Below are 14,999 nucleotides of genomic sequence, written 5' to 3'. Positions count from 1 at the left end.
TCCTGCTACACCGGTAGAGGCGGCTCGCCCGCCGTTTCGAAGTCGCTCTGCGGCAACGATTCCTTCTGGCGACTGCGGTCTGAGAAGAACGCGAGGAACACCAGGAGCACCACGGCCGAAAACGCCGCCGGGAACAGCCAGATGGCATGCCAGTTGTAGTGCTGCTCGCCCAACGGCTGTCCAGAGAAGTCGCCGGTGACGACGCGGTAGTGCTCGACGACATTGCCTGACAGCCATGAACCGACGAACATGCCGACGCCGTAGGTGAGGAACGTGATGAAGCCCTGCGCTGCCGCGCGCAGGTCGACAGCGGCCTTCTGGTCGATATAGATCTGGCCCGTGACGAAGAAGAAGTCATAGCAGATGCCGTGCAGAAGGATGCCGAGCCAAAACATCCACATGCCCGGCCCGGCGTTTCCGTATGCGAACAGAAGGTAGCGCAGCACCCAGGCGAGCATGCCAACGGCGAGCATCCACTTTACGCCCAGGCGGCGGAAGAACACTGGAAGCAGAAGCATGCAGAGGAGTTCACTCATCTGACCGCCGGTCATCTTGCCCGCGGCGTTCACTACGCCGCTCTGGTTCAGAAACAGGTTGGTGAACGCGTAGTAGAACTGCAGCGGTATGCAGATGAGGAAGCTGGCGGCAGCGAAGATGGCCACCGGCCGCTCACGCAGCAGCAGCACTGCCTCCTTCGGAAAGACCGAACCGAACGTGAGCGGTCCGCTGGTGCGCGCCGGAGGCGTATGAGGCAGCGTCAGGCAGTAGATCGCCATCAGGAGCGACATGCCTCCGGCAATCTGCATCGGAACCGCGGTCGCTTCCACCCGCATCGCGCCTACCAGCAGACCGGCGACGATCCACCCCAGCGTTCCCAGCACGCGGATGCCGCCGAACTCCGTTTCAGGGTGCCGCATCTGGCGAAACGCGAGCGAGTTCGTCAGCGACAGAGTCGGCATAAAGCAGAAGCAATACAGCAGCACGATCCAGTACAGCGACGTGAACTGCACCTGGCGCGCGGCGACGAACAGCAGGATGCCGCCTAGCGCGTGGAGAGCGGCGAGCATGCGCTCTGTGGCTGCTACGCGATCCGCGACGAAACCGACCAGGAACGGCGAGACCATGCCGCCGACAGCCGTGGTGCCCGCCGCCAGCCCGACCTGCGCTCCGGTGAAGTGCAGGCCCTGCGCAAGCCACGTGCCCAGCGTTACGTACCAGGCGCCCCAGATAAAGTACTCCAGGAAGAGCATGGTGCCGAGCCGCGCTCGCATGGACATGGTCATGGTTCAGATCTCCTGCTTGCTTATTGTTCCGGTGCAGGCGGCGGCATGACCGCATCGTTCACGTGGCGCGTCGCGGGCCCGTCTTCCTGCTGCACCTCGACACCTTCGCCGGGGAACGGCCACTTGCGCTCAATGGGCTGCTGCGCTTCGCGAACCTCTTCCGTCGCCGTGCTCACCTTCAGGTTTTCGAGAAAGTGGACGCCGAGTTTGCCCGCGGTCGCCAGGTCAATGTCGCCGTCGTGATCGAAGTCCTCGGCAAGGATCTGCGTTCCCGCACTCGCCGTGCCGTTCATGCTGATGGCGGTCCGCTTCCAAGTGGCGGTCTTGCGGTCAAGCTTGTAGTAGAAGAGCACCACGGGATCGTACGACCCGGGGTCATGGCCATTGTGGCCGCGGTAGCGCTTGCCCGTCACCAGCTCCGGCACGCCGTCCCCATCCAGGTCGACCAGCTTCAAGGCATGCGATTGCGAGAAGCTTTCATCGATGGTGTGGCGCGTCCAGGTTGGCTTGTCCTTGGGACCACCCTGCTCCCACCAGTACAGGCCATATCCGTGTCCCTGGCCGACGATCAGGTCGGTGCGACCGTCCCCGTTCACGTCATAACCCAGGATCGGGAAACCAGCGTCGCCAAGCTGCCAGTCCGGGTGCCACTCCCATTTGTCCGCATTGGCATCGATGTTGCGGAACCAACCAGAGGGCGTCAGCAGATCGGCCTTGCCGTCGCCATCGATGTCCGCAATGCCAACACCGTGGCCGTCCGCCTCCTTGGGCGCAAGCACGTGCATCTTCGGCTTTGCTCCGCTGAAGTCGATCCACAGAAGGCCGGAGTGGTTGTAGTGTGCCAATGCGAGATCCGGTTTGCCGTCGCCGTTGATGTCGGCGAAGGCACCGCCTTCAGTGTCGAAGCTGTCGCCAATGAAGTGCTTCTTCCACATGGTGCCCGCGGCCACGCCCGCAGATCCGGGATTCTCAAACCACCACGCGCCGTTGGTGATCCAGCCCGCAGTCACCACGTCGGGATGGCCGTCATGGTTTACGTCGACTACCCACTCGCCACAGTCGCTGACAAACTCGCCGTGGACCGGAACGGAGCGCCATTGGTGCTGCTTCCAGTCCCCGCCGTTCTTGCCGGGATTTTGGTACCAGTAAGCGCCGCTCAGCAGGTCCAGAAAGCCGTCACCGTTCACGTCGATGGCGCTGATGCCTTCTGCATGATCGGTGCCCAGCCGATGTGCCAGAAATACGCTCTCCGGAACGCCGTTCGGACCATTGCCGGGCTGTGCCTTGCGCGTCTCATGCTGGGCCTGCACGCCGATGCAGAGCAGAGGCGCGGCCAGAAGCAGCGTACGAAACTTGAACTTCGACGGGGTGCCGCGGAACATGCTGAATCCCTTCTACTGTGGCAGTGGTTGCAGCGTGACGGTGCGTCCCGTGGCGGCACTGGTGCGAGCCGCATCCAGGATCTGCATCACCACCATGTTGGTATCGAGCGCAGACAGGTCACCCTCGGCCTTCACCTGTCCGTGAAGAACCGCCGCCAGATAGGCCAGCGAGCCCGCCTGATCCGGAAGCAGAGCTGGTGCCGTGGTCGAGGTCTCTTCCTTCGCCGGACGCAACCGGGTGCGGATGCCGGAAGGACCCACCGTCACCGCGGTGCCTTCGCTGCCGTAGACCTCCATGTCCTTGCGCGCAAAACTCCAGTCCCAGGACGGCATGAGCACACCCTGCGCTCCGTTGTAGCGAAGGATCACGGTACTGTCGTCTTCCACGTGCGGATAGGTTTGCGGCTTGTCGGTCTGCGACACTGCCGTTACGCTCAGCGGAGCCTTGCCGTGCATCATCACCGTTAGAAGATCGGCGCCATAGCAGCCGAAGTCGAACAGCGCGCCCGCACCGTTCTGCACGGGATCGGTGAGCCAGGGCAGCCACTCCGGGCCAACGCCAATCTCCTTCGGCCCCTCATGCCCGTCGTGCACAACCACCTTGCGGATGGTTCCCAGTTTCCCGTCCGCGGCCAGCCGCAACGCTTCCGCGTTGGAGCTGTACCACGTGGTCTCGTAGTTCACCAGAACCTGTACGTGATACTTGCGCGACGCATCCCGGATGGCGAAGGCATCGGCCATGGTCGTGCTCAGCGGCTTTTCGACCATGCTGCCGATGCCGTGTCGCGCGGCGGCAACTATCACTTTGCGATGGTCCTGGATCGTCGTGTAGACCAACACCGCATCCGGCTTCACCGCGTTCAGAGTCTCTTCCAGATCGGTATGGAACAACGCCGGATCCAGCTTGTACTGGGAGCGATACTTCGCGGCAAGCGCGGTGTCTGGCTCTACGATCCCGACCAGGGTGGCATCGTGATTCTGCGGCAGTGCGTGCAGGAAGCCGCCCACATGCCCATGTACCAGGCCCACAATCACCACGCGGATGGGCCGGTCCGCAGGCACCTGTTGAGCACCGGCAGTCGTTCCCAGCAAGCCCGCGATTGCAACGAGAGATAAAACGAAGCGCAGCATCCTGCTCCTTGTGCGGTCTTGCATGGGTTAGCTCAGCTTCATGGTTTCGGGGTTCCAGTGAACGACGCTGTCCCGCTGCAGGCTCACATTGCTCAGCAGGGCTGCGCCGGCCGCGCGGAAGCCGAACGTCGCGTCCTCGACAGGCTGCGTGCGTGAGCGCACCGACTCGAAGAAGTTGCGGAAGTGCTCCACCGTATCGTCGTAACCACGTGGGTTCTGGTAGCGCTCAGTCTTCTCGTCAGAGAGCGTGCCCGGCGGATTCGGTGGGTACTTAGCTTCGTACTGCTGGATGTACGCCTGCTGCTCGGCTTTGGCGAAGGTGTTCACCATGTAACCCGGATCCTTCTGCATCGGAACGCGATGCAGAGTCAGCCCAGAGCTGGCGATCTCGAGCGTTCCTTCCGACCCGGTGAACAGGAAGCTTTCCGCCTCTTCCCCGCCGGAAATTTGATTCACCCGCAGGCTCAGGTTGAAACCTTCCGGGTAATCGAACAGGGCCAGCATCACGTCGGGGACGTTGCGGCCGTCGTTCCAGTAGCGGATGGCGCCCGTGGCGTAGGCGCGGGTGGGCCCATGGGCTCCCGTGATGAAGTGGGTTCCGCTGAACAGGTGTACGAACAAATCGCCCGCCACGCCGGAGCCGTAGTCGGTCCACTTGCGCCACTGGAAAAAGCGCTCGGCGTTCCACGGGATCTTGGGCGCAGAACCCAGAAAACGCGGCCAGTCACACGTCTCGGGGCTGGCATCGGGCGGCACGCTGTAGTTCCAAGCTCCCAACGAGCTGGAGCGATCCCAGCGCGCAGCCACCAGGTTCAACTTGCCAATGGCGCCCGACGCCAGCAGCTCCTTCGCTTTGCGATACAAAGCATTGCTCACCCGCTGCGATCCAACCTGGAGAATGCGATTGGTCCGCTGTGCGGCGGCGATGATCTCCGGACCGTCTGCGTACAGGTGAATCATCGGCTTTTCCAGGTACACGTCCTTACCGGCGTGCATGGCATCAATGGAGGCCTGCTTGTGCCAGTGGTCGGGCGTGGCGACAATCACCGCGTCCACATCCGGCCGTGCGAGGATTTCGCGGTAATCCCGCGTGGTGAACACGTCCTGTCCCCACAGTTCCTTGCTGCGGCGCTGGCGGCCGTCATAACAGTCCGCAACGGCAACGATCTTGACGTTCGGCGTTTGCAGCGCCGCCGACGCGATCTGTTGCCCGCGGATGCCCGCTCCCACCAGAGCAAATTGGATCTGGTCGTTGGGACCGCGCTGGCGTGCGGGAGCAGTCTGTGTCGCGGCGAGCAGCCGGTGCGTGGCAGGCAGAGTTGCAGCGGTGGCGATGGGAAAGGTGGAAAGAAAGCGGCGGCGCGAGAAAGACATCTTCATCTCCGGTGCTGGATGAGGTGTGTCGCCATGGTGCCGCGGCGAGGCGCGAGTTCTGCAGCACCACAAAGGAACAATGTCGAAGCACCAGCATCGTACACGCCTGAGTGGAGCATGGGCCAATGCAAGGCCGGCCTGGTTGCGCCGCTCACGGTCGGTAGTGCAAGCTGATGCAGACCATCGCAACCATCTGGCGTGAGGATCGTATGACGTTTCGTTCTACACCGTGGCTTCGCTGTGCCGTTGCCTGCTCGGCTCTTGCAGTTGCCGGCTCGGCTCTTCTAGCAGCATCGGCCGTAGCGCAGCAGTCCCCGCGGCCGCCCGCCACACCGCTGGTCACACACAATCCGTATTTCAGCATCTGGTCGGACGCGGATACGTTGAACGACTCCGAAACCGTGCATTGGACCGGCCATGCGAACCCGCTGACAAGCCTGTTGCGCATCGACGGCAAGGTCTACCGCGTGATGGGTCGCGGCCCGGGCCAACCCTTGCAGCAGACGGCCCGGCAGGTGACGGCGCTGCACACTATCTACCGCTTCACAGGCGCGGGCGTCGCGGTCACACTCACCTTCTTCACGCCCGCGTTCACCGACGACCTGGACGTGATGTCGCGCCCGGTGACCTACCTGACCTGGACCGTAGCCTCCACCGATGGTGCCTCGCACAAGGTGGAAGCCGTGCTGGATGCTTCGGCGGACCTGGCCACCAGCTACCCCGGCCAGCCAGTGACTACATCGCGCGCACGGACGGCGCAGACGGACGTGGTGTCCGTCGGCTCCCGCGATCAGCAGGTGCTGAATCGTTCCGGCGATGACCTCCGCATCGACTGGGGCTACTTCCGCATTGCCGTGCCGCACGACGAAGCGGCCACGCTCGCCACGGGCGATCGCCTGCTGCGCAGCTTCACCAACGGAGAGCTGCCCCAGGAAGACGATCTCTCTGTGCCGACCGGCGCGAATCACCACAGCGATCACATCGCAGCTGCGCTGGACCTAGGCAGCGTGGGCCAGGCACCCGTCAGCCGCCACGTCCTGCTGACCTATACCGAGGACTACTCGTTCCAACTGTTCCACCAGAACCTGAGGCCCTATTGGCAGCGCAACGGCATGACCGTCGGCACCATGCTGGATCATGCTGCGACGGAATACAGTTCGCTGGAACAGAAAGCTGCCGCGTTCGAGACGAGCTTCCAGCAGACGATGACGGCAGCGGGTGGAGAGCAGTACGCCTGGCTGTGCACGCTCTCATACCGCCAGGCGATCGCAGCGCATACGCTGGTCGCGGGTGCAGACGGGGAGCCGCTCACCTTTGAGAAGGAGAACTTTTCCAACGGCGACACCGCTACGGTGGACGTGATCTACCCGGGCGCGCCGATCTGGTTGCTCTTCAACCCGAAGCTGCTGCATGCCGAGGTGCTGCCCGTGCTGCGCTACGCCAGCATGACGGATCGCTGGCACTTTCCATTTGCGCCACACGACCTGGGCCAGTTTCCGCTAGCTAATGGGCAGGAGTACGGCGGCGGTGAGAAGACGGAGGAGGATCAGATGCCGGTGGAAGAAACCGGCAACCTGCTGATCCTGGTGGACGCGCTGGCCCGCGCGGAGAAGGACACGACGCTGGCCGCGCAGTTCTGGCCTAGACTCAGCCAGTGGGCCGAATACCTCCGGACGCACGGCCTGGACCCAGAAAATCAGCTCACCACCGATGACTTTGCCGGGCACGTCGCGCACAACAGCAATCTCTCCATCAAGGCTGCCGAAGGCGTGGCGGCCTATGCGCACCTGGCAAAACTGCTGCACCACGAGGACGAGGCGAACCGCTACAACGCCGAGGCGCACCGCATGGCGACCGAGTGGTTGAAGCTGGCGCGCGAGGGCGATCACTACAAGCTGGCATTCAACAGCCCCGGTACATGGAGCCAGAAATATAACCTCGTCTGGGACAAGCTGCTGCACTACGACCTGTTTCCAGCCTCGGTGGCCCGCGATGAGCTTGCGTTCTACAAGACCAAGATCAACCGGTACGGCCTGCCGCTGGATAGCCGGCGCGACTACACCAAGCTGGACTGGGAGATCTGGACCGGCACGCTTGCGGATGACGATGCGACCTTCCAGGCAATCATGAGCCCCATCTACACCTGGCTCAATGAAGGCCCGACCCGCGTTCCGCTGACCGACTGGTACGACACCAAGACCGGCAAACAGGAAGGTTTCCAGGCACGCAGCGTGGTGGGAGGTGTCTTCATCAAGGCGCTCCGAACCAAGATGGAGCACTGATCGGAGCAGAGGTTTGCCGTTTGTGGTTGCCTGCTTGCCGGTGAGCTGCTCGCACAGCACTGTGCGCGCGCCACTCGGCTCCTTCCGTGGCACCCGGGCGAACTCATGACTTTCTCACGGCATCAGAGTAGAAGGACATCCTGCCGCCCATAGCTGAACCGCGGCTTGTCCCACCTCTGCTCTGAAGGATCAACCACGGATGCCGAACCGCCGCCGCGACCAGTCGGGCCGCCTTGCCCGCGCACTCAGCGTCATCGCGGGCCTCGGCCTTGTGGTCGGTGCCGTTGCAGCCATCCTGTTTTCTGTGCTGGTGGCCACCACGCGCGCAGACATCGCTCGCAGCAACCGCATCCTCCTGGTGGGCAGCGAACTGCTCTCGGACATGAAGGACCTGGAGACCGGCGAGCGCGGGTACGTCATCACCGCGGACCCGAATTACCTGGCTCCGTATTACGCGAGCGAAAGCGTCCTGGACAGCGAGCTTGCACGGCTGGAAATCCCCGATGCGCAGCGCGCCCCGCTTACACGCGAGGTCACCGCAAAGCGGGCTTTCGCTCGCGAGGTGATCGACTCGATCAATCAAAACGGCGAGCAGAGCGCGCGTGCGCTCATTCTTTCCGGCCGTGACAAGATGCTGATGGATCAGGTGCGAACCACCGTCCACACCATCCAGAACAACGCCAGCGAAGACATCACTCGGAAAGAACGGAGGCAGTCCCGCTGGTCGCCGGTGCTGCAGCTGATCGGCGCCGTCGGCTTCAGTGTCGCCTTCCTCGCGGTGCTCACCCTGGCTATCCTGCGCCGCCGGGCGGAGCGCGCCAGCATTGCCCTGCTTAGCCGCGTGATGGACAACGCGCCCATCGGCCTGGGCCTGATCGACAACGAGTATCGCGTCATCCAGATGAATCCCGCGCTGGTGAGCATCACTGGACACTCCGGCGAAACCGTCATCGGTCAGAACGTGTGGCGCATCTTCGGAGATCTGGAACCGCAGCTCGGGCCAGCGCTGCGCGAAACATTGCAGGATGGGACTACGCGCGCCAGCCTGCAGGTGCAAAGCGGCAAAGCGGAGACCGGTCAGCGAGTTTTTCAGGTCGGGTTCTTCCCTCTTCCTTCCGATAACCGAAAGGTTCTGCGCTCCGGCGCCGGCATTGTGCTAACGGACATCACGGAAGAGAAGCGCGCCGAGCAGCGGGTGGCGGAAAGCGAATCGCGCTTCCGCACGCTGGTGGAGAGCAGTGCCGCTATCATTTGGACCACCACACCGGATGGTCGGTTGCGGGAAGGCCAAGGCTCATGGCAACGCTTCACCGGACAGCCGGTGGAAGAGTACCGCGGCACCGGGTGGCTCAACGCGGTTCATCCGGATGACCGCCCGGAGGCGTTGCAGGCCTGGCGGGCCGCCGTGGAAACCAAAACCGACTTCGATACGGAGTACCGGCTCCGCCGTTCCGACGGGCAGTGGCGCAGCATGCACGTGTGCGGCGTCCCTGTGCTGGATGAGAACGGCGAAATCCGGGAATGGGTCGGCACCAACACCGACATCACGGAACGCAACCAGGCGCAGGAAGAACTGCGCATGGCAAAGGAAGCGGCCGAGTCAGCGAACCGGGCCAAGAGCCAGTTCCTGGCGAACATGAGTCACGAACTCAGGACGCCGCTCTCTGCCGTGATCGGTTACAGCGAGCTGCTGGAAGAAGAGATGGAGGACTCCGGCGGCACGGCAAATCTCGATGACGTGCGCAAGATCCAGTCAAACGCCCGGCACCTGCTCGCCCTGATCAACGATGTTCTGGATCTTTCGAAGATCGAAGCCGACCGCATGACGGTGTACCCGGAGGACTTCAACGCATACGAGATCCTCGGCAGTGTTCGCGACACGATGAGCGGACTGGTCGAGCAGAAGGCGAACCGCCTCCTGCTGGACGCTCCGGCCGATCTGGGGGTCATGCACACGGACCTGGTGAAGCTCCGCCAATGCCTCTTCAACCTGATCGGCAATGCGGCCAAGTTCACCGAAAACGGGACGATCACACTGAAAGCCGAGCGCAAGGGCGACGACGTGCTCTTCAGCGTCATCGACAGTGGAATCGGCATGACCGAGGAACAGACGAGCCGCCTGTTCGAACGCTTTCAGCAGGCCGACGAATCCACCACACGCAAGTTTGGCGGCACGGGGCTGGGACTGGCGATCACACGCGCCTTTTGCCGGCTGATGGGTGGCGACATCACCGTTTCGAGCGTGTACGGTTCCGGGTCGACCTTCACCATGCGGATACCCGCGATACTTCCTCAGCAAAATCTTCAAGCCGAGGCCGACGCGCCCGCCGCGCATGTTGAGGATGACAAGCAGATCGTCCTGGTGGTGGACGACGACCCGGCCCAACGAGAGTTGCTGAAGCGCTTCCTGGAGCGCGAGGGCTTCGGTGTGCGGACTGCCGCGGACGGAAAAACCGGGGTAGAGCTCGCCCGTTCCCTGCAGCCGCGGGCCATCCTGCTCGACGTGATGATGCCGCAGATGGATGGCTGGTCCGTTTTGTCCGCGATCAAGAGCGACCCGGAAACGGAGCGCATCCCCGTCGTCATGGTCTCGTTTGTGAACGAGCCGGGCTTGAGCGAATACCTGGGTGCGGCTGAGACCGTGCAGAAGCCCGTGGAGTGGAGCCGGCTGAAGTCCGTGATGGAGCGCTTCCGCGGCGAGACGGGCGACGTGCTGGTGGTCGACGACGACGAAGACACCCGGCGCCGCCTCAGGACCGTATTTGAACGCGATGGCTGGACTGTGAGCACCGCGGAGAACGGCTTGAAAGCTCTGGAGACCGTCACTCACACGCCGCCCCGGGTCATCCTGCTGGATCTGACGATGCCCGTGATGGATGGCTTCGACTTTCTGCATGAGTTGCGGTTGCGCCCCGGCTGTGCGGACATCCCGGTCGTCGTCTACACCGCCAGGCTGCTGGATGCGGCGGAGCGCAAGCAGTTGGAAAGCGCAGACCGCGTACTGGTGAAGGGCGAAACAGACATGCGCCAGTTGACCGGAACTCTCCGCGCCCTGGCTCCCGCAGGCGATCATCACGCTTCGCACCCGCAGCACGACGAACCGAAATGAACGCCCCCACAGAAAAGAAAAGGTTGTAACGATGATGCGATTGTTGATCGTGGAAGATCATGAAGAACTTTGGGATTTCCTCTCCCGCAGGCTCCAGCGGCGTGGTTTCGAAGTAGCTGTAGCCAAGGACGGACAGGAAGGTCTCGACAAGGCTCGCGAACTGCATCCGGACGTCATGCTGCTGGACATGAACCTTCCCATCGTGGATGGATGGACGATCGCACGGACCCTGAAATCCGAACCGGATACCGCGGGCATCCCGATCATCGCGTTGACGGCACACGCCATGTCTGGCGACAAGCAGAAGGCGCTCGATGCCGGATGCAACGACTACCATCCGAAGCCGGTGGTGTTTGCACAACTGCTGGCACAGATCGAGGCAATCACAGGTAGCACCCACGCTTCGAAAGAGTCGGCTTAGCGCCGCACCATGGCTCCACTCGAACTGCTGCTGCACTTCGCCGAGAACGCCGATGCCGAGCTCGCGGTGTTTGACGGGGCGGACGCCTCGCCGGAGGCCCTGACCGCTGCTTCCGCGCCCATCGAAGTGACCGACGCCGCACATGGTGGGCTCGACCTGCACGGGCGCAACCTAAGCGGCGCGAGTCTCCGCTCGGCCAATCTGTCGCAAGCTAACCTAACCGGGGCAGACCTGTCGGACGCCGCTTGCGCCGGCATCGATCTGACCTGCGCCCGGTTGGAGGCCGCGCAGCTTGCGCGCACGGACCTCGCAGGCGCGACCCTGACCACCGTCAGCGCCGGCGAAGCGAGTTTCTGCGAAGCACTGCTGGAAGACGCCGTGATGACGGGAGCCCAGCTGCGCTTCGCCGACTTCGGCAATGCCATCCTGGACGGTGCGGACCTGTCGCGCGCCGATCTGTGGGGTGCAAAGCTGCGTAACACCGCCGCAGATCGAGCACTGTTTCGCAACGCCCGACTGGACGAAAGCAGCCTGGCCGGTGCCGACCTGGCGGGTGCCGATTTTTCAGGCGCAACGCTTCGGCGGACTGACCTGTCGCACGCCCGCATGCAGAATGTGAACCTGCGCGACGCGGTACTGGAGGGCGCGAATCTGACGGGTGCCAACCTGAGCGGCGCCAGCCTGCCAAACCTGTCGCTCAGCAATTGCAACCTGGCCAACGTTCGATTTGCCGGTGCCTGGCTCGATCGCACCCGCATGCGCGCCCGGCAGTTGGGCGGCCATGTGGGCGAAGAAGCCGCGGGCGACCTACAAGCCGCCATCGATAGCTATATCGTGCTAGAGCGCAACTTCGAGTCGCTCGGTATCACGGATGACGCAAGCTGGGCGTACCTTCGGCGGCGTCGCGTCGGCCGCAGGTTGCACGCGGCCCAGGCGGCCGCCTGCTGGAAGCAGCAACAGCGAAGGTCGGCGGTCGTGCACGGGTTCCGCTGGCTCGGCGACGTAATGGCCGAGTGGCTTTGCGATTACGGCGAGAGCTTGTATCGGGTCGCCCGCGCCTTCTTAGTCATCCTAATCACGTTCGCCGCGGTGTACTGGCTGACCGGCAGTCTGCGGCCGCGCGAGAGTTCCACGGCGCTGCACCCTTTTACCCTGGTCAACTATCTGCTGTTCAGCCTCGACTCGATGACCACGGTCGGGACCTCGGAGGTCGCTCTCCGTCCCGCGGGTGAGCTGGGTACCCTCCTGTCCAGCTTGCAGACGGTGCTTGGAACGGTCCTGCTCGGCCTCTTCGGGTTCGTTCTGGGCGCTCGAATTCGAAAGTAAGCCGTCGCTCCGAGGGCCGCGTTCCTGCTGGACTGGAACGCGCTGGCCCCTTCGAGATCGGAAAGAGCCCAGGACGGCACTGCTTTCGTTCTCTTCCCCGGGGGCGAATGCGGTACCCTGAACGCTGATGTCTGCCCGGTTTCCCGCACTGATCTCCCTCTCTGCCCTTCGCGTCTCCACTTCGCCTAGAGCGGCCGCCGGCGCTTTGTCGGTCTGCGCTGCCCTGCTGCTTACCGCACCCGCGACCATGGCAGGACAGAGCGGAAGCTACCAGGATCCGAACCAGACTCAAAACCAGACTGACCAGTCCAACTCGCAACAAACCGTCAACTGTGACGCGAACGGGTGCCCCAGCACGTCCTCGACAACAACGAATGGGACGCAGGATAGTCAGAATGGCAGCAACACGTCGGGCACGAGCACGACATCAGGCGTAAACCAGTCCACCAGCGGGAACAACCGCAATAACACCACTGGCACCGGGACACCGCAAAGTTCCACAACCCGGCAGACACAGCAGACTAACGCCGCACCCAACGATCCCAATCGCATCGGGGCCTCGCAGACCGTCACACCGCCCCCGCCCACCGACTTCGAACTCTACGTACAGTCCTCCACCGGTCGCGCCCTGCGGATCTTTGGTCTGGATTACTTCCGGAACCGGTCAGCTTTAGACCTGTCCACCACCAGCAGTGACATGGCGGCACCGGCGGACTTCGTGGTCGGCCCGAATGACCAGGTTCGCGTGCGCACCTCGGGCGCGGTTTCGCTGGATGTTCTGACGACCGTAGACCGCAACGGCTTCATCTTCCTGCCACAGGTCGGGACGATCCAAGTGGCTGGCCTGCAGCTCAGCGAAGTTCAATCGGCCGTTCGCACGGCGATGGACCGTCAATATCGCAATTACGACCTGACGGTCACCTTAGGGCAGCTTCGCTCTATTCAGGTCTTCCTTCTTGGCGAGGCGCAACAACCCGGCCTGCACACGGTCAGCGCTCTTAGCACGCTGGTGAATGCCCTGTTCGCCTCAGGTGGACCCTCGCCAACCGGCAGCTTGCGCGACATCCAACTGAAGCGGGATGGAAAAACCATCACGCATCTCGACCTCTATAGCCTGCTGCTGAGCGGTGACAAGAGCGGCGACGTCCGTCTGCAACCCGGCGACATCCTCTACATCCCACCCGCTGGGCCACAAGCCGCGGTTGATGGCGACGTAAACAAGCCCGCCATCTTTGAACTGCGTGGGCCGACTTCGGTCGACCAACTACTTTCCTATGCCGGCGGGCTTACCGCTGTTGCAGCGACAGATCGCGCCTCGCTGGACCGCATAGTGGATCACGCGCGTCGCGAGGTTCAGGATTTCCCCCTCACCGGCGCACAGAAGCTGATTCCCGTGCAGGGTGGTGACGTGCTCCGCATCTTCCCAATCTCACCGCGGTTCGATAAAGCGGTAACGCTGCGCGGCAATGTGGGTCAGCCGGGCCGGTACTCGTGGCGGGAAGGCATGCGCGTAGCCGACCTGATCCCGTCACGCCAGTTCCTGATCACGCGGCGCTACTACAACGAGCAGAACGCGCTGACGCCGGCGCAGCCGACACGACCCTTCTCTGTCGTGCAGGATGGGACGGCGCTTGACCCAAACCCCTTGCAGGGTCCACGCAGCACCGCGATCTCGCAGGCCGAAGCAGCCGCCTCCGCGACCGCTCCGGTGGTTAGTGCTGCGACGATCGCGCCTCAGAAGGACCTCGGCAACCACGAGACCGAAATCAACTGGAATTATGCAGTCATCGAACGGCTCGATCAGAAAACGCTCAAGACCGACCTGATTCCATTTGCGCTTGGCGAAGCCATCGACGACCCAGCCTCGCCCGAGAACAAGACCCTTCAACCTGGCGATGTGGTCACGGTGTACTCACGCGATGACATCAACTTGCCGACCGAGCTGCGTGCCCGTTTCGTCCGCGTCGACGGCGAAGTCATGCGTCCGGGTATCTATCGCCTGGAAGGCAATGAGACCCTGCGAGACCTGGTGGCGCGAGCCGGTGGCGTTGCTCCGCATGGCTACCTGTACGCCGCACAGTTCACGCGCGAAAGCGTGCGAATCGCACAGGATGCGAAGATTCAGCAATACGTCTCCCAGGCCGCGCGGGATGTCCTGTCTCCCGCCAACCAGCAGGCGCAGCCGGATGGGAGTGGGGGCAACCTGGAGTTGCGTCGTGCCTACGTCGCAGCACTCAGCCGGATCCGCGCCACCGGGCGCATCACGCTCCAGATCAAGCCAGGAGCGACAACGCTCGGGGATGTTCCTGAATTGCAGCTACAAGATGGCGATCGTCTGTTCGTGCCGCCACAGCCCACCACGGTAGACGTGCTTGGCAACGTCTTCAATGCGGGCTCGCTGCTCTACTCCAAGGACGCCACGGTGCATCACTACCTGAAGCTGGCGGGCGACAAGACGCGTACGGGCGACAAGGGCCAGGAGTTCTTGTTGCGGGCCGATGGTACGGTGCTGAGCCGGGACACCCACTCCCGCTTCGATCGTCTCATCATCTACCCAGGCGACACCGTCATCGTGCCGCCCAAGCTGAAGACGCCGTTCAACATCTACCAACTCATTGGCCTTACGCAGTCGTTCGGCAATCTCGCGTTTACCGCAGTGGCGCTCGGTCTCTTCAACTAAATGCTGCCGGC

Annotated in this window: 9 protein-coding genes; 5 read left to right on the top strand and 4 right to left on the bottom strand. The window is 63.1% G+C overall.

The annotated features are described in order from the left end of the window. Positions 1-5 precede the first annotated feature (5 nt). From OHL12_RS00860 to OHL12_RS00845, 4 genes are read right to left on the bottom strand one after another with little or no spacing between them, the layout of a single operon-like run. On the bottom strand, positions 6-1,283 hold the full coding sequence (locus OHL12_RS00860; RefSeq protein WP_263411952.1) for a nucleoside permease: 1,278 nt from the start codon (positions 1,281-1,283) through the stop codon (positions 6-8). Between the two features lie 20 nt (positions 1,284-1,303). Continuing rightward, the gene (locus OHL12_RS00855; RefSeq protein WP_263411951.1) at positions 1,304-2,665 is read right to left on the bottom strand and encodes an FG-GAP repeat domain-containing protein; all 1,362 of its coding nucleotides are present in this window, start codon (positions 2,663-2,665) and stop codon (positions 1,304-1,306) included. A 12-nt stretch (positions 2,666-2,677) separates the two neighbouring features. Beyond that, positions 2,678-3,796, bottom strand: a complete 1,119-nt coding sequence (locus OHL12_RS00850; RefSeq protein ID WP_263411950.1) for a Gfo/Idh/MocA family protein — start codon at positions 3,794-3,796, stop codon at positions 2,678-2,680. 27 nt (positions 3,797-3,823) lie between these two features. Continuing rightward, a complete protein-coding gene (locus OHL12_RS00845) occupies positions 3,824-5,176 on the bottom strand; it encodes a Gfo/Idh/MocA family protein (RefSeq protein ID WP_263411949.1) in 1,353 nt (450 codons plus the stop codon). A 203-nt stretch (positions 5,177-5,379) separates the two neighbouring features. Here OHL12_RS00845 and OHL12_RS00840 point away from each other — a divergent pair, with 203 nt between their 5' ends. The 5 genes from OHL12_RS00840 (at position 5,380) to OHL12_RS00820 (ending at position 14,988) form a co-directional block, all read left to right on the top strand. Next, the gene (locus OHL12_RS00840) at positions 5,380-7,452 is read left to right on the top strand and encodes a glutaminase family protein (protein WP_263411948.1); all 2,073 of its coding nucleotides are present in this window, start codon (positions 5,380-5,382) and stop codon (positions 7,450-7,452) included. Between the two features lie 199 nt (positions 7,453-7,651). Beyond that, the gene (locus OHL12_RS00835; protein ID WP_263411947.1) at positions 7,652-10,561 is read left to right on the top strand and encodes a response regulator; all 2,910 of its coding nucleotides are present in this window, start codon (positions 7,652-7,654) and stop codon (positions 10,559-10,561) included. A 31-nt stretch (positions 10,562-10,592) separates the two neighbouring features. Further along, positions 10,593-10,982: a response regulator transcription factor gene (locus OHL12_RS00830; RefSeq protein WP_263411946.1), complete on the top strand. Its 390-nt coding sequence runs from the start codon at positions 10,593-10,595 to the stop codon at positions 10,980-10,982. A 9-nt stretch (positions 10,983-10,991) separates the two neighbouring features. Further along, a complete protein-coding gene (locus tag OHL12_RS00825) occupies positions 10,992-12,308 on the top strand; it encodes a pentapeptide repeat-containing protein (RefSeq protein ID WP_263411945.1) in 1,317 nt (438 codons plus the stop codon). A 127-nt stretch (positions 12,309-12,435) separates the two neighbouring features. Continuing rightward, positions 12,436-14,988 carry an SLBB domain-containing protein gene (locus tag OHL12_RS00820; RefSeq protein WP_263411944.1) on the top strand — a complete coding sequence of 851 codons (2,553 nt, stop codon included), beginning with the start codon at positions 12,436-12,438 and terminating at the stop codon, positions 14,986-14,988. Positions 14,989-14,999: the final 11 nt, after the last annotated feature.

It is taken from the genome of Terriglobus aquaticus (assembly GCF_025685415.1).
Classification (GTDB): Bacteria; Acidobacteriota; Terriglobia; order Terriglobales; family Acidobacteriaceae; genus Terriglobus; species Terriglobus aquaticus.
This window is presented reverse-complemented; position numbering and strand designations above follow the sequence as displayed.